General features: G+C 36.3%; 26 protein-coding genes and 1 pseudogene. 13 read left to right on the forward strand and 14 right to left on the reverse strand.

Annotation, left to right across the window (positions count from 1 at the left end; all coding sequences use genetic code 11):
- Positions 1-65: 65 nt before the first annotated feature.
- The 4 genes and pseudogenes from AsFPU1_RS21650 to AsFPU1_RS21665 form a co-directional block, all read right to left on the reverse strand.
- Positions 66-2,495 (reverse strand): NACHT domain-containing protein, encoded by a 2,430-nt coding sequence (locus tag AsFPU1_RS21650; protein ID WP_124976173.1) that lies wholly within the window; start codon positions 2,493-2,495, stop codon positions 66-68.
- Positions 2,496-2,639: 144 nt separating this feature from the next.
- Positions 2,640-2,819 (reverse strand): annotated as a pseudogene (locus AsFPU1_RS21655) (S8 family serine peptidase); the annotation flags it as partial.
- Between the two features lie 22 nt (positions 2,820-2,841).
- Positions 2,842-3,177, reverse strand: coding sequence for a XisI protein (locus tag AsFPU1_RS21660; protein WP_124976169.1), 336 nt, complete (start codon positions 3,175-3,177; stop codon positions 2,842-2,844).
- A complete protein-coding gene (locus AsFPU1_RS21665; protein ID WP_124976166.1) occupies positions 3,165-3,581 on the reverse strand; it encodes a XisH family protein in 417 nt (138 codons plus the stop codon). Before AsFPU1_RS21665 ends, AsFPU1_RS21660 begins: the two co-directional genes overlap by 13 nt.
- Before the next feature lie 151 nt (positions 3,582-3,732).
- Between AsFPU1_RS21665 and hpnA the strand changes: the two genes are divergently transcribed.
- On the forward strand, positions 3,733-4,722 hold the full coding sequence (gene hpnA, locus AsFPU1_RS21670) for a hopanoid-associated sugar epimerase (protein ID WP_124976164.1): 990 nt from the start codon (positions 3,733-3,735) through the stop codon (positions 4,720-4,722).
- 113 nt (positions 4,723-4,835) lie between these two features.
- The gene (locus AsFPU1_RS21675; protein WP_124976162.1) at positions 4,836-5,585 is read left to right on the forward strand and encodes a chemotaxis protein CheW; all 750 of its coding nucleotides are present in this window, start codon (positions 4,836-4,838) and stop codon (positions 5,583-5,585) included.
- 43 nt (positions 5,586-5,628) lie between these two features.
- On the opposite strand, the gene AsFPU1_RS21680 is transcribed toward AsFPU1_RS21675, so the two are convergent.
- The 4 genes from AsFPU1_RS21680 to dpsA all read right to left on the reverse strand — a co-directional run bounded on the left by AsFPU1_RS21680 (position 5,629) and on the right by dpsA (position 8,490).
- Positions 5,629-6,066 carry a PIN-like domain-containing protein gene (locus AsFPU1_RS21680; RefSeq protein ID WP_124976160.1) on the reverse strand — a complete coding sequence of 146 codons (438 nt, stop codon included), beginning with the start codon at positions 6,064-6,066 and terminating at the stop codon, positions 5,629-5,631.
- Positions 6,063-6,764: a DUF433 domain-containing protein gene (locus tag AsFPU1_RS21685; protein WP_124976158.1), complete on the reverse strand. Its 702-nt coding sequence runs from the start codon at positions 6,762-6,764 to the stop codon at positions 6,063-6,065. The genes AsFPU1_RS21680 and AsFPU1_RS21685 overlap by 4 nt, the downstream gene beginning before the upstream one ends.
- 48 nt (positions 6,765-6,812) lie before the next feature.
- Positions 6,813-7,853: an N-acetyltransferase DgcN family protein gene (locus AsFPU1_RS21690; protein WP_124976156.1), complete on the reverse strand. Its 1,041-nt coding sequence runs from the start codon at positions 7,851-7,853 to the stop codon at positions 6,813-6,815.
- 85 nt (positions 7,854-7,938) lie between these two features.
- Entirely contained in the window at positions 7,939-8,490 is a 552-nt protein-coding gene (gene dpsA / locus AsFPU1_RS21695; RefSeq protein WP_124976154.1) for a DNA starvation/stress protection protein DpsA, read from the reverse strand.
- A 328-nt stretch (positions 8,491-8,818) separates the two neighbouring features.
- Between dpsA and AsFPU1_RS21700 the strand changes: the two genes are divergently transcribed.
- Together AsFPU1_RS21700 and AsFPU1_RS21705 are read left to right on the forward strand one after the other, a co-directional pair.
- A complete protein-coding gene (locus AsFPU1_RS21700) occupies positions 8,819-9,070 on the forward strand; it encodes an Asr1405/Asl0597 family protein (RefSeq protein WP_124976152.1) in 252 nt (83 codons plus the stop codon).
- A 33-nt stretch (positions 9,071-9,103) separates the two neighbouring features.
- Entirely contained in the window at positions 9,104-9,661 is a 558-nt protein-coding gene (locus AsFPU1_RS21705) for a (2Fe-2S) ferredoxin domain-containing protein (RefSeq protein WP_124976150.1), read from the forward strand.
- A 115-nt stretch (positions 9,662-9,776) separates the two neighbouring features.
- Here AsFPU1_RS21705 and AsFPU1_RS21710 read toward each other — a convergent pair whose 3' ends face one another.
- Positions 9,777-10,907 carry a CO2 hydration protein gene (locus AsFPU1_RS21710; protein ID WP_124976148.1) on the reverse strand — a complete coding sequence of 377 codons (1,131 nt, stop codon included), beginning with the start codon at positions 10,905-10,907 and terminating at the stop codon, positions 9,777-9,779.
- Between the two features lie 145 nt (positions 10,908-11,052).
- Here AsFPU1_RS21710 and AsFPU1_RS22825 point away from each other — a divergent pair, with 145 nt between their 5' ends.
- The gene (locus AsFPU1_RS22825; RefSeq protein ID WP_172957537.1) at positions 11,053-11,214 is read left to right on the forward strand and encodes a hypothetical protein; all 162 of its coding nucleotides are present in this window, start codon (positions 11,053-11,055) and stop codon (positions 11,212-11,214) included.
- A gap of 35 nt (positions 11,215-11,249) precedes the next feature.
- Entirely contained in the window at positions 11,250-11,399 is a 150-nt protein-coding gene (locus AsFPU1_RS22830) for a hypothetical protein (RefSeq protein ID WP_172957536.1), read from the forward strand.
- Positions 11,400-11,418: 19 nt separating this feature from the next.
- Here AsFPU1_RS22830 and AsFPU1_RS21715 read toward each other — a convergent pair whose 3' ends face one another.
- The 3 genes from AsFPU1_RS21715 to AsFPU1_RS21725 form a co-directional block, all read right to left on the reverse strand.
- Complete coding sequence (locus tag AsFPU1_RS21715) at positions 11,419-11,688, reverse strand: hypothetical protein (protein WP_124976146.1); 270 nt, start codon at positions 11,686-11,688, stop codon at positions 11,419-11,421.
- 88 nt (positions 11,689-11,776) lie between these two features.
- Entirely contained in the window at positions 11,777-14,254 is a 2,478-nt protein-coding gene (locus tag AsFPU1_RS21720; RefSeq protein ID WP_125061186.1) for an endonuclease MutS2, read from the reverse strand.
- A gap of 108 nt (positions 14,255-14,362) precedes the next feature.
- On the reverse strand, positions 14,363-15,535 hold the full coding sequence (locus tag AsFPU1_RS21725) for a M20 family metallopeptidase (protein ID WP_124977261.1): 1,173 nt from the start codon (positions 15,533-15,535) through the stop codon (positions 14,363-14,365).
- 109 nt (positions 15,536-15,644) lie between these two features.
- Here AsFPU1_RS21725 and AsFPU1_RS21730 point away from each other — a divergent pair, with 109 nt between their 5' ends.
- From AsFPU1_RS21730 to map, 7 genes are all read left to right on the forward strand, one after another.
- Entirely contained in the window at positions 15,645-16,835 is a 1,191-nt protein-coding gene (locus tag AsFPU1_RS21730; RefSeq protein ID WP_124977263.1) for a chromate transporter, read from the forward strand.
- Positions 16,836-17,048: 213 nt separating this feature from the next.
- Positions 17,049-19,133, forward strand: a complete 2,085-nt coding sequence (locus AsFPU1_RS21735; RefSeq protein ID WP_124977265.1) for a M3 family metallopeptidase — start codon at positions 17,049-17,051, stop codon at positions 19,131-19,133.
- Between the two features lie 81 nt (positions 19,134-19,214).
- Positions 19,215-20,228, forward strand: a complete 1,014-nt coding sequence (locus tag AsFPU1_RS21740) for an XcyI family restriction endonuclease (RefSeq protein ID WP_125061187.1) — start codon at positions 19,215-19,217, stop codon at positions 20,226-20,228.
- Between the two features lie 128 nt (positions 20,229-20,356).
- A complete protein-coding gene (locus AsFPU1_RS21745; protein WP_174715392.1) occupies positions 20,357-21,760 on the forward strand; it encodes a DNA methyltransferase in 1,404 nt (467 codons plus the stop codon).
- A gap of 208 nt (positions 21,761-21,968) precedes the next feature.
- Complete coding sequence (locus AsFPU1_RS21750) at positions 21,969-22,640, forward strand: HEAT repeat domain-containing protein (protein ID WP_124977270.1); 672 nt, start codon at positions 21,969-21,971, stop codon at positions 22,638-22,640.
- 87 nt (positions 22,641-22,727) lie between these two features.
- Positions 22,728-23,261 (forward strand): phycobiliprotein lyase, encoded by a 534-nt coding sequence (locus AsFPU1_RS21755; RefSeq protein WP_124977272.1) that lies wholly within the window; start codon positions 22,728-22,730, stop codon positions 23,259-23,261.
- A 64-nt stretch (positions 23,262-23,325) separates the two neighbouring features.
- Positions 23,326-24,195, forward strand: coding sequence for a type I methionyl aminopeptidase (map, locus tag AsFPU1_RS21760; protein ID WP_124977274.1), 870 nt, complete (start codon positions 23,326-23,328; stop codon positions 24,193-24,195).
- A 57-nt stretch (positions 24,196-24,252) separates the two neighbouring features.
- On the opposite strand, the gene AsFPU1_RS21765 is transcribed toward map, so the two are convergent.
- Together AsFPU1_RS21765 and AsFPU1_RS21770 are read right to left on the reverse strand one after the other, a co-directional pair.
- Positions 24,253-24,594 carry a hypothetical protein gene (locus AsFPU1_RS21765; RefSeq protein ID WP_124977276.1) on the reverse strand — a complete coding sequence of 114 codons (342 nt, stop codon included), beginning with the start codon at positions 24,592-24,594 and terminating at the stop codon, positions 24,253-24,255.
- Positions 24,595-24,599: 5 nt separating this feature from the next.
- Complete coding sequence (locus AsFPU1_RS21770) at positions 24,600-24,905, reverse strand: hypothetical protein (RefSeq protein WP_124977278.1); 306 nt, start codon at positions 24,903-24,905, stop codon at positions 24,600-24,602.
- Positions 24,906-24,940: the final 35 nt, after the last annotated feature.

Here is a 24,940-nt window from a genome sequence, read left to right on the forward strand (position 1 = left end):
CAATAATATTGACACTAAACCCCTAACTATAACCCAAAATTTCGGGGCTTAATAGTATTAAGCCCCTACGAAGAAGGAACCCTATACATTCTTTCTTCTATGGCTTTCCATGTTTCATCTGTTACTAATATAGCCCCATCTTTACACTGTAATATGAGGTGATAAATATAAAAATATTGTTGGTCAAGTTCTTTTACTTCTTTCAAGGATAAACTAATCATATCTAAAGTGAGATCAAAAGCATTTAACCAAGTTTCTAGAAGTTTCTTTGCAAATGTTCTATGAACCTCTCTTGCTTCTTTTTCGTTTGGTATTAATGTATTTAATAGTTGTAATTGATCCCTCAATTTTTGTAAATTTACCCCAGAAAAAAGAGGGGGGGCCGCTTCTATTTTATCAATAAATTGGATAAAGACTTTTAGGGCGTAGGCGTAGGCGTAGGCGTTAGCGTTGGCATTGGCGTAGGTGTAGACGTAGGTGTTGGCGTAGGCGTAGGCGTAGGCGTTAGCGTTGGTGTTGGCGTAGGTGTTGGCGTTGGCGTTAGCGTAGGTGTTGGCGTTGGCGTTAGCAACTACTCGTTTAGCCACAGGAGTTAAGTCAGCAGGGGAATTTTTAGTTTTAGTTTCTGCCCATTCTAATAACTTAATAAAACGATGATTATCAGAGAGAGATTTAATATAAGATAAAGCTTTATTTTCCATATATAAAAGTAATTGATCAGCCCCTGTACTTCCTTCCATTAACCCGGCAATTAAAATAAAGACTTCTTTCCATCTGGTTTCTGTGACATATTTATTAACCGTTTGTTCAATTAAGTGATTATCGACAATATATTTAGCAGTTAAATATTCTTGTAAAGTTAAATGAGAAAAAGAATAAATATTATCTAATCTTTCCACTAAAATTCCCTGTTGAATAGCAATAGCATTTAATACCGCTTCTCCATCTAAGTCTTGGGGGGCGTTCAAATTTCTAGCTAAAAAAGTTTTGATTTGATCAACTAATTCTTGTGTCTTAAAAAATAGTTTATCAACAATAAAACCCTCATAAGCAATTTCTGAGAGTAACATTATTTCTAATTTAGTATTGAAATCTTTATAAATAGCATCCCGTTCTAATCTTTTTTCTGCTGCCCATTTTTCTAGGAGAATTTTTAACGCTTCATTATATAACTCACTACGGTTTTTCGGTAAAGTTTGAGATTGATCATAAACTAAACAAATAAACGTTAATAATAAGGGAGTTTTCGCTAAATCTTTGGCCCCTGATTTTTTTTCTAATGCTGCTAAACATTTTTTAGCAGTTTCTGCCCTTTTATCCACATCAGAACAAAACCAATTATTAATAAACTGTTTAATTTGCGTGTCATCAAAATCAGCAATAATGACATCATTAAAATTATTGAATTGTTGGTTATAAGCAGCAGTACGACAAGAAATAATAAAACGATTATTTTTATAATCCTTGATAAACTCTCTAACTTGGGTTACAACTTTTTTGACAGTATTGTTGGGAACCTCATCTAAACCGTCCAATAAGATGATAAATTTTCCTGCTTGCAAACCTATTTTAATAAAATTGTCTACATTAGGAAAATCACAATCTTTGAAAGGTTGACTAATAATTTTAAGTAAATCAATGTCTTGAGTATTAGTAAACTGTTTAAGTTCTATAAAAACAGGAATACAGTTATAACTTAATGTACCTTTAATTGCTTCTAGTCCAACTTTTCGTAATAGAGTTGATTTTCCTGATCCTGGTGCGCCTAAAACTGTTAAATATTTATAAGTATTAGCGATTATAATTCCGCTTTGTTTATTATTTTCTGCCTCATCTAAATTATACTGTTGTCTAGTTCTAAAAGATTCTTGTATTCCTTCTAAATCAGTAAATTGCTGAATCAATTTTTTAGGTAATACTTTAACAGTTGTATAAATTTCCTCTAACTTTATGGGTTTACGCATTCCCAAAACTTGAAGACGACCATAATTTTTATAGTAGTTACTGATATATTGTTTAGCAGCTTGTGAAACTTTATCTTTATTTATTGGAAAAATATCTAAAATTAAATTAGTCAGATATTCAACTTTTGGGGGATCAATAGGTATGGGTTCAATTCTAATAATTTGGTCTAATGTAGCTGATTTTACTCCTGGTAATGACAAGGATTTGATAATTTCTTTTGCCGTACCTTCTACCACTAAAAAACGACTCGTTTTTCCCCCATTAATGGTTAAAGATAAATTGTTTAATGCTTCAACTGTTTGACCTACTGTTCCCGTTTCTAGTTGCTGTTTTCGTTGTTCAATTAATGCCTGACGGTATTCTATCCGAGACGAAAACTGAGACGGTTGTAACGTTTTAGTAGTTGATGTATTTGCTTCATCTTCTCCTAAAACCATCACCACTTGTAATATTTCATCCCCTTCAGCATCAGGTAATATTGTTAGTAAAAGAGGATCAATTTTTGCTTCTTGTTCAGGTGTAAGGTGCATAATATAAATATCCTAAATGGTAGGGTGGGCATTGCCCACCTTAAATTAGATAATAAAACTAATTAATTGTGGGTTACGACGGATAATAAAGTGTAGTAAAATGCCTAATTTTTTTGCCATCTAACCCACCATACAAGATCAAATTTAAGACAAATTTCCTATTTGAATTAATCCTAACCCTTGACGTTCTTTTGGTTGACCTAAATCTTGACATCGAGTGAACAATTCCTCCCGAAGATCGCTTATAGTAATATCAGGATACCTCTCTAATAATAAAGCAGCCACTCCAGACACGATTGGAGTCGCCATAGAAGTGCCATTCCAAGCTTCATAACCTCCTTAAATATTAACTAATAGCAAACTCGGTAAATTTGCGAATATCTGGAGTATGAAAGGCTAAAACAATATCACTTTTAGGGATACCTGCCGCTACTAATTCATTAGCAATTCCATCTTCAGTATTATCACATTGAATCCAAATTTTATTGTTAATAATTTCCAAATGAATTAAACAACTATGAAGATGTTCTTGATTATTCCATCCTTCAGAAATAATTAAATATTGGTCTGTTTCTTGGTCAAAAGCTGCCCGGTTACGAACTTTAACATTAGCGTAATAAATATTAAGATAAGGGGTTAGAACTTGACGAATAATTTTCCGATATTTTTCTAGTTTATCCATTGGGTAATTATCTCCTGTTCAGGCTCAAAAATAATTAGTTTTAGAGTGTTATCCTCTAATAATATTTGTCCTATCTCTTGACTAAATAAGCTGCTAAATATTATTGATCTAATTGCTAAATAAAGAATACGTTCTGAAAATTGACGTTGAAGAATTTTCTCATAAAGAACATATTGTCCTAATGCGTTTTTTAGATCTTCTACTTCTGATGTACCAATAAAACTTTTAACTTCTACAGCAATTTTTTGTCCTTTTTTGTCAGCGACTAATAGTTTTTCGGCTGCTATGTCAATAAAGATGTCTTTGTTTCCTATTTTAAGGCTTAATGGGTCATTGGTAATTGTCCATCCATCCTTAATTAGTGCATTTTTTACTGTATCATGATAAATATCTTTGGCGGGCATAAGTAAAAATAATTAGGGATTAATTATTAAATCTAGTGAGGAAAGGACAATCCCTAGGTTAATTATAGCTTATTATCAGATATATTAAAAGTAGAGAGTGCATCGACCTACAGATTTTATACTCAAGCTAGTTAATTAAGTGTAATAATTTATGACCATCAAAGCATTTGTGACGGGAGGAACCGGATTTATTGGCGCAAACTTAGTTAGATTTTTATTAGAAGAAGGCTATCAAGTATGTGCCTTAGTTCGTCCCCAAAGTTGTCTAGATAATCTAAAAAATCTGGATATGGAAATCGTTAAAAGTGATCTTAATGATCCCAATTTATCGAACAAAATGAAAGGCTGTCAAGTATTATTTCATGTAGCGGCTCATTATTCCCTATATCAATCAGATAAAGACCAACTTTATCAAAGTAATGTCTTAGGAACTCGTTCTATTTTAACCGCAGCTAAACAAGCAGGAATTGAACGAATAGTATACACCAGTTCAGTTGCTGCTATTGGGGTCGGAAACCCTGGTGAAATTGTTAACGAAACCCATCAAAGTCCTGTAGAAAAATTAGTTGGACATTACAAAAAATCTAAATATTGGGCCGAACAAGAAGCTTACAAAGCTGTTAAAAAAGGTCAAGATATTGTTATTGTTAATCCTAGCACTCCCGTTGGCCCTTGGGATATTAAACCAACCCCTACAGGAGAGATTATTTTACGATTTTTACGTCGTCAAATGCCCGCTTATGTCAATACTGGTTTAAATTTAATTGATGTACGAGACGTAGCGCGGGGTCATCTGTTAGCATTAGAAAAAGGGAAGACTGGAGAACGTTATATTTTAGGTAATCACAACCTAACATTTAAAGCCCTATTAGATGAATTATCTAACTTAACAGGGCTTAACTCTCCCCAACAAACTCTCCCCTTATGGCTTCCTTTAAGTATCGCTTGGATGGAAGAATATTTATTAGCCCCTTTAGGGAAAAAACCCTTAATTCCTATTGATGGAGTGCGAATGTCTAAACAACCAATGTATTACGATGCTTCCAAAGCAATTAATGAATTAGGTTTGTCACCTTCTCCCATTAAAAAAGCTTTACAAGATGCTATTAATTGGTTTATTGATTATGGGTATATTAAATAAGCCCTAACCCTAAAGTGTTGGGCTATAGGAACAAAGCCCGCCTGCGCGGGCTATCCGACGAATTATTAATATTTGAGCCTCTGAGCATTTCTACTAATTCCTAACTATATTATATGAACGTTTCAATTGACCATTGTTGGAATAAAATAGGGGTTGGAGGGGATAGTTCTTGTCCCCAATTAAAAACTGTTATACACTGTCGTAATTGTTCCGTTTATGGGGCAGCCGGACGAACTTTATTACAACGAGAAGCCCCTGATGGTTATTTAGAAGAATGGACAGAATTACTAACTCAAGAATTGCAACAACAGGGTACTTCTTCTACCCTAAAAAAAAGAGTATCTTTAGCCAGTGAATCAATGGCTTTGAGTGTTTTTCGAGTTGCCCAAGAATGGGTAGCCTTACCTGTTTCTGTCATCAAAGAAATTACTTATACTTGTCCTATTCATACTTTACCTCATCGCAGTAATCACGTTTTTTTGGGAATTGTTAATATTAGAGGTGAAATTCTAATGTGTATCTCTTTAAGAGATCTTTTAGGCTTACCTTTAGGTGATTTTAATAGTCATAATCAACGATCAAATGAGTTAAATATTAAAAATAAAAATAATATTAGTCCTGTTACTTATAAAAGAATGATAGTGTTAGAAATTCAAGCTAATCGTTGGGTTTTTCCTGTAGATGAAGTCTTAGGAGTGTATCGTTTTTCTCCTGATCAATTAAGAGATACTCCTGTGGTGATTTCTAAAACTCCTGATACCTACACTAAAAAAATTATAGCTTGGCAAGGCAAATATATTAATTATTTAGATCATGAATTAGTGTTTTATGAATTATTGTTTTATACTTTAAATCGGGCTTAGTTTATGTAAAAATTATAATTGCCATAAATTTTTATGATATGTATTATCTTAAAAATTTCTCTAATTCATCTAAAAGTGCTTGCTCATTTTTCCACATTTCGATTCCTTTATCTCTATATATTTTGGCAATGAAAGGAGCATTATTTTTACGGACAAATTCTTGCATTTTCACAATTTCCTTAAGAAAAATATTTGCCATATCTTGTCCTGACAATTGTTGAGAAGCTAAGACAAACATTTTAATCTTAGCTTGAGCAACGGCTATTCTTTCTACTTGATTTTTACTAATATTGGCATCTTTTGTTAATAGCACCCATCCTCTTTGACCTACTTCTGGCAACCAATCGACATCTTGGGCATTTGGGGCAAAATGTTCATCATGGATAGCAACCGTAATTCCGGCATTTCGTAGAGTTTCAACAATGCATTTCTTGCCAAGACAGCGATCAATAAAAAAAGTTATAGATTGCCCCTGACTCATGCAGCATTTCCTAATTCGCAACGGATAGCTTCTTCAATATCTTTATGATCGCAATCATAATCATAAGCCAGTTCTTCCATAGAATCTCCCGCCCAATACCGTTCTTTTAAGATACTAGTAGCCACCCCAGTATTAGCAATGACTAACCGACCAAAAGCGATACGAGGATCAATGACAACAATGCGGGGATTATTTTCTTCGTGAGAGCGAGTAAAAGGATAGAGTTTGATGGCTAATCCACTATCATCAGGTTCAATCCGTTCTAGATGAGTATTAAAGGCATTTTTTAATTCTCGTTGTCCCTTTTGAGAAGCATTAATTAAAGCCCCATATTTTTCAATAAACAGATCAACCCCATCCGTCCGAAACTGTTCCCGTGCTAGAGGATAAGGAATTTTAAACTCTTCATTAATATAATCTAGGGCTTCTCGGACTTTGTTGAGTTGAATTTGATGATCTTTACGAATTGCACGTAAAATATGAACTTCAATCAGATTAATAAAAGAGAGAAGATATGGTTTTTGTTGAGGGATATCAATGAGGGGATGAAAGAAGTTTAAACCATTGCTTATTGGGTACTTTCTTCCAATTGTCCATGAGCGAATCGTACTGCTCGAAATCCTCAGATAACGGGCAGCATCCCTAATAGAATAACTGGGAATCTCTCTAGGGTCTTTTCCTCCGTACAGGTTATTCATGGTCTGTTCACTATTACTTAACATCTTAATTATAAGAGGATTTTTATCTTAATTATTCAAAAGAAAATCTAATAACTTATCTGCCCCAAATCTAACCACATCAGTACAAGGTAGTCCGGTCGTTTCTTGGACGGTTTCTATCGCTTTTTTTGCATCTAATTCGTCTAAATGAAAAGTATTAAGGGCGATCGCTTTGACTTTTATCTCATCAGTCGTCCCCGCTACACTAGCAACACTTTCATACAATTCTATCACTTGTTTTAAGGGGGGAATAGCCACATCAGGAAGACGATTAATATGAGTTTGTCCGGCCCGATGAACTAAAATTAAATCTGTAGGTTGACTGCCTCGAATTAAGGGTAAAGTCGCAGTTGACCCTGGATGGCATAAAGAACCCTGTCCTTCTATCCATAAGACATCATAGTCATTTCCTGCCTCTAACACCATCTTTTCTACGGCCCCGGCCGCAAAATCTACCCGTATCGCATCTAAAGCAATACCTCCCCCAGAGATCATAATTCCCCCTTGTCCAGTTCCCAGGAATTTAGACTTAATTCCTCGTTTTTGGGCTGCATTATGACACTCTAAGCTAGTAGACATCTTACCGACAGACATATCGGTTCCTACGGTTAAAATACGCTGACAAACGAGCGATCTCGCTTTAGCTTTGCCGATACTTAACCCTGAAGGTTCTTGACGAATATCCCAAATCCATTGTTGGGGGTTTAAATTGGGGAAATTAGGGGCTAAAGGGGTATGTAAGCCATTAACAACCGATAATCCAGCAATAATTCCCTGTTTTATTTCTTCTTTCCACGCATCGGGTAAAATGCCCCCAGAAGGAGCAATACCTATTAATAATACATCAGGATCGCAAGTTAAAGCAGCTTGAACGCTCGATACAATGGGAATATGTTTAGGGATACCTGTTAGCTGTTTTAACGACTCTCCAGCGCATTCAGCATCAATCACCGCCACAATAGAAGCTTGTCCGTAACGTAAATAAGCTAATCCTGTTTTACCATGAGTTCCTTTTATTCCTTCATGAAGTAAGATCGCTACACGATGATTTGCTGTTAGATAGTTCATATTGTGTAAAATTAATATTATGCCCAAAAAAAAGAGCCAGTGACATTTTAATTCACTAGCTAAATTTAACGAGATTTCAAAAAAATTAGTGACCGTTACCGACAAACGCAACGGTTAAGCTATCATGAGTCAAGAAATGATCTAAATGATAAGCCCGTTCTTCAGTTTTGAGAAGAATTTGCTCATACATATAACGAGTCGCTCTATCGCCTAAACTTTCAGCTTGGGCTGCTTGACGGCGTAATACTTGAATCATCGCTTGTTCAGCTACTAAGTCATGCTCAACCATTTTACGACAGTCATACATCCCGTCGGGTTCTGATTCAAAACAGCATAACTCAGCTAATTTAGCAAAACTAGCAACTGGAATACCGCCTAACCCATTTAAGCGTTCTGCCAAGTCATGAACGTGGCCACGAACTGCGCCATAGCTTTCGCTAAAGAATTCGTGTAAAGAATAGAATTCTGAACCTTCTACGACAAAATGGTGTTTTTCGTATTGCAAAAACAATCCCTGAAAACTTGCGATCAGTACATTTAAACCTTCGCAAACGGGGACTGTCACACTTTTGTCTAGCAAGATGGGATTTTCTCCCACTTCACCAAAAGTACGGAGTAAGCCTTGAGCGGTTGCCATTTGTGTGTTCCCTTCTTAACTACACATCATATTAACAAAATACCGTATTTTAGCAACAGTTTATCGCCACTCACTAAAATCCTCCACAAAAATTTATTTTTGTTTTATTCACCTTGGAAAAGTCTCAACAGGGTTTTTTCCTCATGTGGAGCGGATCAGTATTTAAAAATAATTGAGAATTATTAGCGTTTGTCTGGTATGATAAATACGGAAACAATGACAATCTCATTGTAGTTATTGACAGCCTCCTTTAAAAATCCTCTGAAAGCCCAATATCTCAGGAAAGAGGGGGGGTGAACGGTTACATCTTATTTATCTGTCAGGGTCAATGAACTCACCTAATCTTCCCTTAGAACTCACTCAAGTGCTGCAAGTTGATTGGAGCGATCGCTGGAGTGTGTATTACCGCCTTCAGGAATTAGAGATTCTCTGTCATTGCTCAGCCTATAAACCCTTACAAGTCAAGCTTTATAGTGCGACTTCCTTAATTCAGGTTTGGAGTGTGATCAAACAACATTCAGCCTCCCGTGAAGAGTTGATCGACTGGCTTAATGACTGTTGGCACGATAGAACGACTTAAATTGTCAATTAGGAAATAAGTAAATAAAAAATTATGTCAAGTCTAACTGCAGTTTCTCAATTTCGCCTAGTGGGCCAATTAGAAAGCTTTGTCATGAAAGAGGGTGACAAGGTGAAATATGTACGAATAAAGGTAATTGACCGGGAATACTGGATTAAAATCTCTAAAAAATTACGTCAACAAGTTGATCTGTCCATGTCTCCTGGAACTTGGCTAGAAATCATCGGAAACAGGGAACCAGACGGCAAATTAGGTCTATTTAAACTGGAGGCAACTACCCTCAAAACCCTCTCTACTCCTGATATTCCTTGTGCCACTGTATTGTCAGGAAAAACTGACAAATCTACTAATGCCCGACGAATTTTAGTCTGTCAAAAATCTGATTGTTGGGAACGAGGGGGTAAAAGAGTCTGTCAGCAGTTAGAAAAAAAATTAAGCGATCGTGGTTTAGGTGATCTCGTAGAAATTCAATTAACCGGATGTCTTAAACAGTGTAAAAAAGGCCCCAATGTGGTAGTTTTACCTGATAAAACCCGTTATAGTCAGGTGAAACCTTATCAAGTTGAGGAGTTATTAGATAAACATTTTTAACAAAAGATATGATCCCCCTAAATCCCCCTTCACAAAGGGGGACTTGTTTCCGGTAGTAACTGATAACAGTTAACTGTTAACTGTTAACTGTTAACTGAAATGACCCCTACATATTTTAACGATTAACCATTTTCAACCTAGAGGTTTTAAAACGGTTCATCCAACCTTCTAAATAAGCTCGATTTTCCTTTTGTTGTTGTAAATCTTTTGTATCTAAAGGATAAGGGGCTAAACCTTTAATAGCTGCGGTAGTCACACAAAACATTGACTTTTGGAAAGTTTCACAAATTTGCACCAATAAATCATCTTCTTGACGGAAACTTTGACGATAAACTTCATGAAGATAATCAGGCAAATAATGACTCATATCTTGCATTAATAAAGTAGGAGGAATTCCCGCACCTCCAATGGGTAAAGGATCTGCATATAATGCCCCATAAGTAAAGACAGGTTGCTGTTCAGGAATTTGATAAGCTTGAGCATTATAAGAAACAGTTCCAGGAAAGGGAGTTCCTCGGAAGAAAACTGCTTCTACATAGGGAACTGCGGTATCCATTAGAAAGGTTAATCCAACAGATTTAGGCAGGATATCATAAACTTTATCGGCAATTTTTACGTTATAAGTAATGGGTTTACTCGCATCTTGAACGAACCCATCTAAAATATGTTGAACCACATCAGAAATAGATTTAATTTCACCATTATCATAGCGATCAGAAAGGTAGAGAAACATATCAGCCATGACTCGCCAAAACTGTCCTAAACCACTGTAATAAGCCATCATTCTCATGTGTTCAGGGAGAAAGTCAGGAAAGGCTTTATCTAAAGCTAACATAAACATATTATTCTTAAATTTAGCTTGAATAACCTTTTTAACCGATGTTTTAAATTCGGGAGTATCTAAGTAAGCATCTAAGCCACCGCCTCCATGCCACATCATGGCTTTCATACAGTATTCTGCATATTCAAAATTAATCCGATTATGCCACCAATGATGCAATAATTTGTTTAAAGAAATGTCTCCATTAAAATATTTAAAAAAAGGAAATAATACTAAAAATTGATTCTCAGAAATATAAATCAAGTTACGGGAATAGGCATCTAAAATTACTCCATAACTTTTGAGAATTCCCACTACTTCTAGCACATTTTGCGGGGAGTCTTTGAGGAGGGCTTCTCCTTTTTCTAGACGGTAGATATACTCAGCTAAGGAATGACGAGAGGGTTCTAATTGAATACTAACCATAATTGCTGTTATCAGTCATTTTATCTAATCTTTCTATTATTCCTTTAATTGGCTTGTTTCGTCTACTCCTTCTCTTTGGTAAAAACAAAAATACATCATGATTAGTTATAATGTTGAGTATCAAATATATACAACAATAATACACATGAAAGAACAATCTAGTAATGTAGATACTCAACAGTTGTTAAAATTACTTGTTAAATATGATTGGCTTGAAGGTACAGTGTTAGGAATCGCCAAGCAATATCTAAAGGTTATGAAAATCTTACAAGAAGACAACAAGAAGTTCTTGACACTTATGCGCTAAATTTATTTGAAGGATTTGATTGTGAAGATATTTTTATGATTGCAAATATGGGATACGACGGAAAAAATACTAAGATTCTAGATTGTGCTAGACAAATCAAAGCAGAACTAGGGTATATACCTGACGATGATTCAAGAGAAGAAGATTTAGCTTGCAGGTGGGGAATAGAAGAAAGCTATAAATAAAGTTAAAAAATTTGTCTTATTATAAACGAGGATTTCTAATCAAATAGGTGATCAGTCCCCCAAGTAAAGCCCCAAATAAAGCTAAGCTTATCTGTTTCCAATTTTTGAGTTCTCCTACTTTCTCGGCCAAATCAGGGATTTTTTGCGATGAGGTTTCTAAATTTTTAAGTCTGGCATCAATAACCCCCATTTGTCCCTTAATCTCAATTTGTCCTTTTTCTAATGCGTCAAATCGAGAATTAATCAAGTCTCTTAGTTCCTTTAAATCATTCTCTGTAACAGTAGACATCGTGTTATTCTCCAACTATAAATTATTTTCCCTAAAAGCTGTCAAAAACCAGCCTTTACTACTCGTTATATAATCAAATCTTACCATCTTATTTTAAATATACCACCGTTACCCCTGATCCTCCTTCATTTTGCGGAGCTAACTCAAAGCGATCTACTTGAGGATGACGACTTAAAAATTCATGCACCCCCTGACGTAATTTTCCTGTTCCCTTGCCATGAATTACCCATAAAACCCCTGACATAATGGCGATCGCGATCGCTTTTTCTAAGTCTGACTCAGCATCTGCAACCCGACTACCCCGAATATCGAGGGTATTTTGAGAGGTACGAATTAAAGGCACAGTTTGAGGTTTAATGGGCTGTGGTGGGGGTGTAGTTGGTGTTTTAGCCTTAACTACCATTTCTACCTTTTTGCCGTCTAAAGACTCAATATCCGTGAAAGGAATGGTCATTTTCATCAGGCCAAAACGAACGGTTAATAATGCCCCTTCTGTATTTACTGTTAAAACTTCCGCCGTTTGACCTAAATTAGACAATCTTACTCGTTCCCCTACTTGAGGTTGATAACTCGGTTGACGTTTTTGAGCCTGGGGTAACTGACGTTGCTTAATGTCTTGTAATGCCTCACTTGCTTGTTGGGCTTTTTGTCCAGTTTGGTTTCCTTGTTGCAGTTGACGGATCACCTGGGCTATTTCTTCTTTAGCGATCGCGATCGCTTTTTGCACTTCTTGTTCTTGATACCTTTTTAATTCTTGTTCTCTTTCTTGCAAGGAAGAAGCTTTTTGAGATACTTCTTCATAAAATTTTTCAGTTTTTTGCAGTAATTTGCCAGCTTGTTGAGCTTTTTGTTCCTGTTCTCGTCGTTGCTCTTCTAATCCTGCTATAACTTGATTAATCTCCTCAGAAAAGCCCCCAATCTTGCTTCTGGCTTCCTCAATAATCTCTTGATCTAATCCTAACCGTTGAGCGATAGTTAAAGCATTAGACCGTCCAGGAATGCCCCACAACAGCCGATAAGTGGGCGATAGGGTACTATCATCAAATTCAACGGAAGCGTTCTCAAAGCGGTCATCTTCATATTTTAAGGCTTTGAGTTCTCCATAATGAGTCGTGGCAATAGTTAATAAGGCATGATCCGCTAAATAATGTAACAAGGCGATCGCTAATGCACTTCCTTCGGCCGGATCTGTTCCTGCACCTACTTCATCTAATAGTACCAGTGATGGGGTAATGGGGTGATGGGGTAATGGAGTGTGGGGAGTGTGGGGAGTGTGGGGAGATAGGATAGGGGACTGTAGGGGTTTAATATCATTAAACCCATCAGGACTTAAAGCTTCAATAATCCGAACAATACGGCGAATATGTCCCGAAAAAGTTGATAAACTCTGTTCAATTGATTGTTCATCGCCAATATCTGCTAAAATATCCCCAAACCAAGGCAATTCAACGGGTTCTCTGGCAGGAATAAATAAGCCCACTTTCGCCATTAATGCGGCTAAACCGATTGTTTTCAGGGTAACGGTTTTTCCCCCCGTATTTGGCCCCGTAATAGCCACAACCCGAATTTTAGGATTAATCAGTACATTAATAGGTACAATGGGGGTTCCTTGTTCATGGTTTTGTTGCCACACCAACAAGGGATGACGTAACTGTCGCAGGGTAATAGTTTCTCCTTTCCCTACGTCAATAAATCTAGGGATGTTTCCTTCTAACCACAAACTATAACGGGCTTTAGCCGTAGCTAAATCTAATATAGTAGCGATCGCCAACAAATAATCTAAGTCTTCTTGTACCTCGGCCACTTGTTCGGTTAACTTTCGCAAAACCGCTTCTTCTTCGACTTGTTCTTGACGGCGATATTGTCGTAGTTTATTGCCCCATTCCACAATAGAATGAGGTTCAATATAAAGGGTAGCTCCGGTACTGGATGTATCGTGAATAATGCCCGGAATTTGGTCTTTTTGAGGGGCTTTAACGGGAATGACAAAGCGATCGCCTCTTTGAGTTATTACCGACTCTTGTACTGCTCCTCCTTGTCGTTGTAAGATACTATGTAGTTTTTGGTAGATTCTCTCCCGAATTTCCTTGAGATTGCGGCGAATTTCTCCTAATTTGGGACTAGCCCGATCCGCAACCGTTCCTCCTTCCTCAATACAATGATGAATGGCTTGTTCTAATTCGGGATAAGTCCTGACATCAGTGACTAATTCGGTTAAAATGGGCAAATCTTCGTAATTTTCAATGACACGCCTTAGTCTTCTGACTCCTGCTAAAGTAGTCGCAATATTGAGTAAATCTTGTCCGAATATCAGCCCCCCTATTTTCGCCCTATCTAGAGATTCTCCAATATCATTGATCCCTTCAAATGACCATCTTGACTCTAAACTTTGCTCTAGACGATAAATTTCTTGGGTTTGGGCTAATAGTTCTTGACTTTCCTCTAAACTACCAGGAATAACCAATTTTCTCGCCGCTACTGTTCCTAGTTTTGTCGCAGCAAACGTGGCTAGATGTTGACATAATCTAGGCCATTCTAACAGTTCTAAGGTTTCTTGTTGAATCAAGGCAGGATCATTGGATAAATAAAGATTTTATTAACTCATTATAATCTTAGGCAGAAGAAACCGCTTCAACTTGAATCACAATAGTACTTGAAAACTATTTAGATCATGTTATTGCCAATATTTACAAGCAGCATAAGCTAAAGTAACAACTCCGGTAATAATAGCAGATTCATCTATTTCAAATTGGGGATGATGAAGGGGATAATTTTGTTTATTATCATAGCCTACTCCTAAACGAAACATAGAACCTGGAGCGTGTTCTAAATAGAGAGAAAAATCTTCTGCTCCCAGAGAAGGTTCCGGCAGAATTTCAACATACTCATTTCCCCAAGCTTCTCGACTAGCAGACTCCAGAATTTGGGTTAAAGCGATATCATTTTGTACCGAAGGAACTCCCCGACGATAATTCATTTCATATTTAGCATTATAAGTATTACAAACATTAGAAATAATTCCCTCTATCCATTGAGGAAGATTAGCATGAGTTTCAGGATGAAGCGATCGCACAGTTCCGGCCATTCTAACTTGATCAGCAATTACATTTGGGGCCCGTCCCCCATTAATTTGACCAATACTTAAAACGATGGGACGTAAGGGATTTTGCGTGCGACTAATAGCTTGTTGTAAAGTAGTAATAACTTGAGAAGCGATCCAAATCGCATCAATAGCCTCATGAGGACGGGCCCCATGACCTGACTCCCCTTGAATAAAAATTTCAATATCATCTGCGGCCGCAGTTAAGGCCCCATAGCGAATGCCCACAGAACGCGCTTTAATGGAAGGGAAGACATGAACCCCAAAAATAGCCTTAACATCCCGCATCGCACCGTCTTGCACCATCCAGCTTGCACCCTGAGCGATTTCTTCGGCCGGTTGAAACAAAAACCGAACATTTCCGGGCAAATATTCTGTAAACTGAGATAGAATCATCGCGGTTCCGAGTCCGACGGTGGTATGAACATCATGACCGCAAGCGTGCATAACACCTGGTTTACAGGAAGCAAATTCTAGGTTTGTTCGTTCCTCAATGGGTAACGCATCCATATCCGTACGAATAGCGAGGATACGTTCATCGGTTCCGCTTCCCTTTAACTGTCCCAATACACCAGTTTTCCCTACTGCTTCTCTAACATGAATTCCACAAGAGGAGAGAACCCCCGAAACATAGGCCGCGGTTTGATATTCTTGTCCACTGAGTTCAGGATGAGCATGAAAATGACGACGAATTTCAATTAGTCTAGGAGCTAAAGATTCAGCTAAGTCTTTAATTTGGGAGAGCATGGATATTAATTAAGATTCACTTTTAATTTAACCCACATTCCGCGAAATTGGAGTATGCTCAAGGCGATTTCAATCATCTCCAAAAATCCCCCTATTAAAAAAAACTTCAATGAGCAATCCTACCCCTTTAAACCTTGACCAGCCAACCTATTCCCTGAAACAGCTTACTCAGTATTTCCTCAAACTCGGAACCCTAGGTTTCGGCGGGCCGATCGCTCTGATTGGCTATATGCACCGGGATTTGGTAGAAGAGCGTCAGTGGATTTCTGAGGCCGCATATCAGGAAGGATTAACCCTCGCACAAGTTGCTCCTGGCCCCCTAGCCGCGCAATTGTCATTTTACTTAGGTTATGTTCACTATGGCATTTTAGGCTCGGCGTTAGTCGGTATTACCTTTGTTGTGCCATCATTTTTGATGGTAGTCGCTCTAGGATGGGCTTACACTCTTTACGGTGGTCTCAGTTGGATGCAAGCCGTATTTTATGGCGTGGGTGCGGCGGTAATTGGGATTATTGCCATGAGTGCTTATAAACTAACCCGTAAAACGGTGGGGACGGACTGGCTATTATGGGGCATTTATTTGGTGAATGCAGCAGCCACGATTATTACCCAGTCGGAAAGAATAGAGTTAATTTTAGGCGCGGGGGTATTGGTTTGGTTGATCAAATCCCCACCAAAAAAATGGTTCAGAGGCAACAAGTTAAATAGTTTGATCGGCTTTCCCCTCATCCCCTTTTTGGCCGCAGTTCCCACTGCAACACCCAGTTTACTCGGACAGATTTTTATCTTCTTTGCAACGGCGGGTTCTTTTGTCTTTGGAAGTGGTTTAGCTATCATTCCGTTTTTGTATGGTGGGGTGGTCAAGGATTTTCAATGGCTCAATGCTCAAGAGTTTCTGGATGCGGTGGCTGTTGCTATGATTACACCAGGGCCAGTTGTGATTACCACAGGATTTATTGGGTTTCTGATAGCAGGACTGCCAGGAGCTTGTATAGCGGCGATCGCTATGTTTATTCCCTGCTACTTGTTAACGATTATCCCTGCACCTTATTTCAAGAAACACGGCAAAAACCCCAGTATTTCCGCATTTGTTAATGGGGTAACTGTTGCAGCAACCGGAGCGATCGCCGGAGCAGTTGTGGTTTTGGGACAACAATCTCTGCGGGACATCCCTACAATTTTGATGGGACTTCTTACCTTGACTGTACTTTGGCGGTTTGGCAAAAAGATACCCGAACCCCTAATTGTAGCGATCGCGGCAATTGTTGGTCTAGTAGTATATCCGCTCATTTATCCGTAGATATAGCAGAAGTCAGAAATTCTTTACTTAACAACAGTTAGTGGGTAAGCAGATACCCCATGATAAAACTTTTTAAGTGAATGCCGCTAAGTTATCCCGCGATCGCCACAAGCAGAAAAAGCTCGAAATATCTGCTATACCTGGATTTGAAACCAGTTTACATTGATGAATAAGTGTAAAATATTAGATGAAACTAACACAGTACATTAACTTATGACTAACTTAATCATGTCACACAATCCCTTACTTATTGGTGAAGGAATTCCACCTTTTGAGCAAATTAAACCTGAACAAGTGGTTCCAGCTATGACGGAATTACTTCAAAATTTAAACACACAACTGACTGATTTAGAAGCAAAGGTTATTCCAGCTTGGGAGGGGTTAGTTGACCCTTTAAACAAATTAGAAGAACGGTTAACCTGGACTTGGGGAATTATTGGTCATTTAATGGGAGTTAAAAATAGTCCAGAATTACGTCAAGCTTACGAAACTGTCCAACCTAATGTTGTTCAATTTATTAACAAATTAAGTCAAAGTCAACCCATTTATCAAGGTTTTAAAACTCTCAAAAATAGTTTTGTTTGGGATAGTTTAGAAACGGCTCAAAAACGAATTGTCGAAACAACTATCCGAGAAGCAGAATTATCTGGAGTGGGTTTAACAGGAGAAAAAAGGGAACAGTTTAATCAAATTCAATTAGAATTAGCTGAACTTTCAACTAAATTTTCTAATCATGTTTTAGATGCAACTAAAGCATTTAAACTCAAATTAACTCAAGAGGAACAAGTAGACGGTTTACCTCCCAGTTTACTCAGTTTAGCGGCACAAACTGCCCGTTCAGAAGGAGAAGAAAACGCTACTCCTGAAAGTGGCCCTTGGGTAATTACTTTAGATTATCCTAGTTATGTTCCTTTTATGAAATATAGCACCCAATCTGATTTACGGGAGACTCTTTATAAATCGTTTATTTCTCGCGCTTCTACTGGAGAATTAGATAATAATCCTTTGATTGAGCGTATCTTAGAATTGCGAAAAGAACAAGCTCAATTACTGGGATATAATACCTATGCTGAGGTAAGTTTAGCTCGCAAAATGGCCCCCAATGTAGAAACAGTAGAAAGCTTACTTGAGGAGTTACGTCAGGTTAGTTATGAGGCGGCTTTAAAAGACTTAGAAAGCATAAAAACTTTTGCTAAGACTGATGATTTAAAACATTGGGATATTAGTTATTGGTCGGAAAAACAACGGGAATTTTTATTTAATTTTAGTTCGGAAGAATTACGTCCGTATTTCCCTTTACCTCAAGTTTTAGACGGTTTATTTACTTTAGCTAAACGTATTTTTGGGGTAACAATTATTGCGGCTGATGGAAAAGCACCAATTTGGCAAGAGGATGTCCGATATTTTCAGGTGAATAATGAAGCAGGAGAAGCGATCGCACATTTTTATTTAGACCCCTATAGTCGTCCTTCAGAAAAGCGAGGAGGGGCCTGGATGAATGATTGTATTGGACGGGCAAAAATTCGTCTAGAAGAACAATTTATCACCCGTTTACCTGTGGCATATTTAATTTGTAATCAAACTCCTCCTATTGATGGCAAACCTAGTTTAATGACCTTTGATGAAGTTAATACTCTCTTTCATGAATTTGGTCACGGGTTACAACATATGTTAACTAAAGTTGACTATCTGGGTGCATCAGGTATTAATAATGTAGAGTGGGATGCTGTAGAATTACCCAGTCAATTTATGGAGAATTGGTGTTATGACCGGACAACTTTGTTTAACATGGCTAAACATTATGAAACGGGAGAAACGTTACCAGAACATTACTATGATAAATTAATTGCTGCTCGTAATTATATGAGTGGTTCGACTATGTTACGGCAATTACATTTTAGTCTTTTGGACTTAGAATTACATCATCGTTATCAACCGAATGGGAAAGAAACACCCTCTCAAGTTCGGGAACGTTTAGCACAAAAAACAACGGCAATGAAACCGTTACCAGAGGACGCATTTTTATGTTCTTTTGGACATATTTTTTCGGGAGGTTATGCAGCAGGATATTATAGTTATAAGTGGGCCGAAGTGTTAAGTGCTGATGCTTTTTCTGCGTTTGAAGAAGTGGGTTTAAATGATGAACAAGCAGTGTCAGAAACAGGTAAACGTTTCCGAGATACTGTCTTAGCATTAGGGGGAAGTTTACACCCGATGGAAGTGTTTAAAGCTTTCCGAGGAAGGGAACCGAAAACCGAACCTTTGTTAAGACACAGTGGTTTATTACAAATGGTCTAAAATAGATTAAAATGGGGTGAGTAATTCTCACCTTTTTATCATTCCCAGTTGTTCTAATATCGCCCTTATTAAGTGCAGAAAATGAGTCAAGACTTTCTTCATGAATCTCTACAAATAGATTATCGATTAAGAGCAACTTTTTTTTATAGAAAGTTATATGATTTGGGTTTTAAATATTTTCATAATGAAATTTTAAAATTAATAGAAATTGCAGAAACTTATAATTGGGAACAAAAAAATAATTGGGGAGTTTCTGAAAAAGCATGGATAATTTTAGAAAATAGTAAAATTCCTCAAGTCGCTGTTTTTGCTCATCCGAGAGTTCTTCAAGAACAACCTAAATTATCAGCTTATTATCGTAGCGTAGCGATGCTTCCTCAAAAAGCAGTTAATAAATTAGCTTTTACGATTAAAACAATAGAAGAAGGCAAAAAATTATCAACTGATAAATCCATTATTTTATGTCAATTATATAACTCCCATTCTAGCTTAATTATAGAAAGTGCCAATGAATATACACAAGATGATATTTATGCCCTAATGTATGCTTCTGCGGGCGCACAAATTCAAGGTTCTTGGAATAATAAAATTGGAGAAGAAGCAGAAATTTTAACTCGAAAATTAATTCTTCGTACTTTATTAGAAGAAAATTTAATTATTTCTGTTATTTATAAAGAAGGAAATTCAAGTAATAACTTAGATGATATAATTGATAAAACTGATTTAATATCAGGGATTAGATTAACTAATCAAACCAGTATTTTATTCTCTAGTGAACCAGATATTTCTTTTCTTAATGCGAATGGACAATTAGTAGCAGTCATAGAAATTAAAGGGGGAAAAGATACTGCTGGAGCATTAGAAAGATATGGTGCTGCTAAAAAAAGTTTTGAAGAAGCAAGACGTTTAAATACAAAAGTTACTACAATATTTTTAGCTAGTTGTATCACAGATGAAGTCAAGAAAAGACTTGAAAATGATGAATTAATTAATCATATCTATGATTTAACCAAAATTGTTGCTGAAGATGAATTTAGATATAAGTTTACAGATGATATCCTAAAATTAATTGAAATAGACGTAAAAAAAAAGTAGTTGAACCTTCAGTTAAAACTATAGTAACTTTACAGCTTAGTTTACCTTTTAATGATAGTAAACAATCTAATAAATCAGCAATAATATCAAATTTTTCTGAGAATAAAGTATCTTCTGATCAAGCAAGATTGTTATTAGAAAATAAATATTCACATCTTTTTGAAGAAACCAATGAATATAATCGAAAAATAGTGAGTTTTCAAGGAAATAAAGGAAAAAATATTCATGGATGGTTTAAATATAAAGAAGGTTTTTCAGAAGAATTAGTAAAAAATCTTATTAAAAAATTTGGGATTAAATCTGGTGATACATTATTAGAACCTTTTTGCGGTTCAGGAACAACTTTGTTAGTGGCTAAGTCTTTAGGAATTAATGCCATTGGGTTTGAAATTTTGCCTATTTGTCATTTAATTTGGCAAGCTAAATCTAAGATTGCTCAATATAATTTACAAGAATTAGAAAAAATAATCAAACTCATTGAAATTAATATCCCTCAACAAGTTGATTTAACTTTTCCCCATCTCAAAATAACACAATTTGCCTTTTCTCAAGAAATAGAAAATGATTTAATGTTTTATTATCAGTGGATTGAAAACTTAGATATTTCCCAAGAAACAAGAATTTTATTAAAGATGATATTAATGAGTATTCTTGAAGAAGTAAGCTATACAAGAAAGGATGGACAATATCTAAGGTGGGATTATCGTTCTGAAAAAATTCAACAAAGAAATCAAACAAGATTAATTCAAAACAAAAAAAATATTAAAATATTTAATAAAGGAGATATACCCTCAGTAAAAGAATCTTTAGTAAAATCTTTAAATATAGTTTTTGATGATATTAAGTTTAGCAAAATGAGTAATTTAATGGATGATAAAAGTAAGCAAGATTTTATTCAAGGTAGTGTCTTAGATTTACTTCCTACCATTGAAGATGAAAAATTTTCTGGTGTAATTAGTTCACCTCCTTACTGTAATCGTTATGATTATACTAGAACCTATGGGCTAGAATTAGCTTACTTAGGTATTAATGAACAAGAAATCCGTCAACTTCGTCAAAATCAATTATCTTGTACAGTAGAAAACCGTTCAAAACTAGAAAGTTTAGAAAAGCTATATACTTCTTTGGGACAACATCATAGATTTTTATATTGTCAAAAAATTCTCAATGAAAGTAAAGCATTTCAAGAAATTAATAATGCTTTAGAAAAAAGATGGGAAAGAGGAGAAGTAAATAATAAAGGAATTGTTTTAATGGTTAAAGATTATTTAATTGAATTAACTTTTGTAATTCTGGAAATGTATAGAACTTGTAAAAAAGGAACCTATGTTATTTTAGTCAATGATTTAGTTAAATATAGTGGAGAAATTATTCCGATCGATACATTTTTTACAGAGATAGCAGAAAAGATTGGGTTTTCTCCAATTACTATATATATTTTGCCCCAAAGGAAAGGAAACAGTAGTCAACAAATGGGTAAATTTGGAAGAACTGCATTACGAAAAAGTATTACCGTTTGGCAAAAAGAATGATATAATTACAACAATAAAACCAAAAGCTAGAGTAACTAAGTTTTTTAAACAGGGTAAAACAATAAGTATTCAAAAGCATAGTCTTGTCAATAAGTCAACTAATAATTAACATTATAGTCAAAAAAAATACTTAAGTATTCGTGAATACCTTGTCTTATCCTGTGAAAAATCATTACAATGAAGGAAAATATTAAAAAATATTACAAATATGAGTAACACCAGTTTAGAACAAATTTCCCAACAACTCGACAGCGAAAACTCCCGCGATCGCTTGTTAGCCTTAGCTGCCTTAAGAGAAGTGTCCCCAGAAGACGCTGTACCCTTAATTAAGAAGGTTTTGAACGACGAAATGCTCCCAGTGCGCTCAATGGCGGTTTTTGCCTTGGGAGTCAAACAAACTGACGAATGCTTCCCCATCCTAGTCAAACTCTTAGAAACCGATAAAGACTATGGCATTCGCGCCGATGCGGCAGGTGCGTTAGGATATTTAAAAGATCGCAGGGCCTTTGAACCACTAGTCAGAGCCTTTTATGAGGACACTCAATGGTTAGTACGTTTTAGTGCTGCTGTATCTTTGGGCAATTTACAAGATATTCGCGCCAAAGAAGTCTTATTAAACGCCTTAGAGAGTCAGGAAACCGTAGTACAACAAGCCGCGATCGCCGCTTTAGGAGAGATCAAAGCCATTGATGCGGTTGAGGCTATTTTAAACTTTGCTAGTTCAGAAGACTGGTTAATTCGACAACGGTTAGCAGAAGCATTAGGTAACTTAGAAACAGATAAAAGTATCTCAGCCTTGAAATTTCTGGCTAAAGATGCTCATTTCCAAGTCAGTCAAGCGGCGATATTTTCTTTGGAAAAGCTAGGACAACAGATTTGAGTTCCACAGATGGTTTACAATGAGAAAGGTTGATTGTGATCAATCAGCCGTTTATTGTTTAATAAAGAAAACAAAAGCGATTTACTCATGGACATTCAAGCTTTTTTAGATTTATGTGTCGGACAATGGTTTTCTCAGCGTAGTATCTATTATTTTCAACAGGAAAAAGCTGAGAGTCATAAATCAGAATTGATAGTTGAATGGTTAGAGAGAGATCATACAGAAGTCTTTTCCTTGTGTCAACAGTATCAGATCAATTCCAAAACAACTATTGGCGCTCAAAAAATTACTTGGGATACATCCACTGACTGGGGAAAACCTAAACAAATTGGTTCAGCAATAATTATTTTTATTCCTGACGTTAATAAACCAGAAATAGGGCGAATTTTAAGGAAAGTAGGTAATTCTAATTTACCCGCTAAATTAGGTAATTACAGTTTAGGAGAAGATGAAGCCTTAACTTTAACCTTAGAAGATAATAACAACTATTTAGAAGAACGTTTATCGTTTGCTAGTCCTAATTTACGGTTGCGTACCAGTTTAACAAAAGCACGTAATGGGTTTAGTCAAACGGCCTTTTATTCAGAAATTCGTAAACTCCCACCCCAAGCTGCGGCTTAGATGTTCTCATAATTGAAATTTTTGGCTAATTACTACTCACAAAATCACATACTAATCTTCCAGAATGAACATTTTTAGTAATCTTTTTTCCTCCTCCAGCAAAACTCAGGAGAAACCTCAAAAACAGCCCCAAATTGGATTACCACGACCTAAAAAAAGTCGTCGGGGTATAGAAACCAAGTCTCCTCAAGAAATCGCCATTATGCGTCAATCTGCTCAGATTGTAGCGACTATTCTCCAAGAAATTCAAGCGATGGTAGAACCAGGGATGACAACAGGGGATTTAGATGTTTATGCGGAACGTAGAATTAGAGAAATGGGGGCAATTCCTAGTTTTAAGGGATATCATGGTTTTCCTGGCTCTATTTGCGCTTCTATCAATGAGGAAGTGGTTCATGGTATTCCTAACCCAAAAAAGAAAATTAGAAGCGGAGATGTGTTAAAAGTGGATACAGGAGCCTATTATCAAGGGTATCATGGTGATTCTTGTATTACCATTGCCGTCGGTAAAGTTTCGTCTAAAGCGTCTCGTTTAATTCAAGTAGCAGAAGAAGCGTTATATGCAGGAATTAAAGAGGTTAAAGCGGGCAATTATTTATTAGATATTGCCGGAGCAATTGAAGATAAAATAAAAAAATCTGGTTATAGTGTAGTAGAAGATTATACGGGTCATGGAGTAGGTCGTAATCTTCATGAAGAACCTTGTGTTTTTAATTATCGTACTAGAGAATTACCCAATGTTAAATTACGCGCAGGGATGACATTGGCCATTGAACCTATTGTTAATCAAGGGTCAAAATATACTCGTATTTTACGCGATCGCTGGACAGTTGTAACGGTTGATAATGCGCTTTCTGCTCAATTTGAGCATACTGTATTAGTGACAGCAACAGGGTATGAAATTTTAACTGATCGCAGTAAAATTTCAGTTTAATTAAGTTTTAAAAATCAGAGCAGGAGTTTTAAATACAATGAAACCTAATTTACAATATCAGGCGATCACCGTTGTTTTTTCTATCGTTTCTTGTTCTGCGTTTAAATATTTAAGGCATTTGAAGTAACCTTGCTCCCACAACTTTTTCACCGCATTTTCCATGCCCTCACGAGTAACTTCGGGGAGGATAATTAAGCCAGGTTCAGCTAAAAAAGGAGTTCCTAATTCTGTTTCTGCTTCTAAGTCTTGCTGTAAGCGAATGGGATCTATAAAGTAAACCGAATATTCTCCCTCTGAAGTCTTAACTATCCCGTCACTTCTATAGCCTTTCATTGGCGTTTCTTCGTCGTCTTTTTCTTCCCATCCATATTGAAAAGTTAATTTTATATCATCTTTCATTGGTGCTATTCCTCCTCAATTACTTGAATTTTTCTAAGTTCTTCGTTAAACTGTCTAAAGGTTAATAAATTGGCGGCACGAGGAACAATTTCATAATGTTGTAGATCTCGCCCTCTTTGGATAATTTTTAAAGTATCAGGCAAGTAAATAATTTTATAAGCTCCTCCAAAACGCCGAACTTTATTGGGATCTAGATGAACAGAAATGCCATTAGTCGGTTTAACAAAATCTGTTTTTGGGTCAGTTTTTACTTCGTTTGGTTTGGCAATAAATTGATTCCCTCCTCTATAAATAGGTTGTTTGAGTTCCATCTCTTTTTTGTTAGTATGATTGATGGGTATAGTGT

The organism is Aphanothece sacrum FPU1 (assembly GCF_003864295.1).
GTDB classification, from domain to species: domain Bacteria; phylum Cyanobacteriota; class Cyanobacteriia; order Cyanobacteriales; family Microcystaceae; genus Aphanothece_B; species Aphanothece_B sacrum.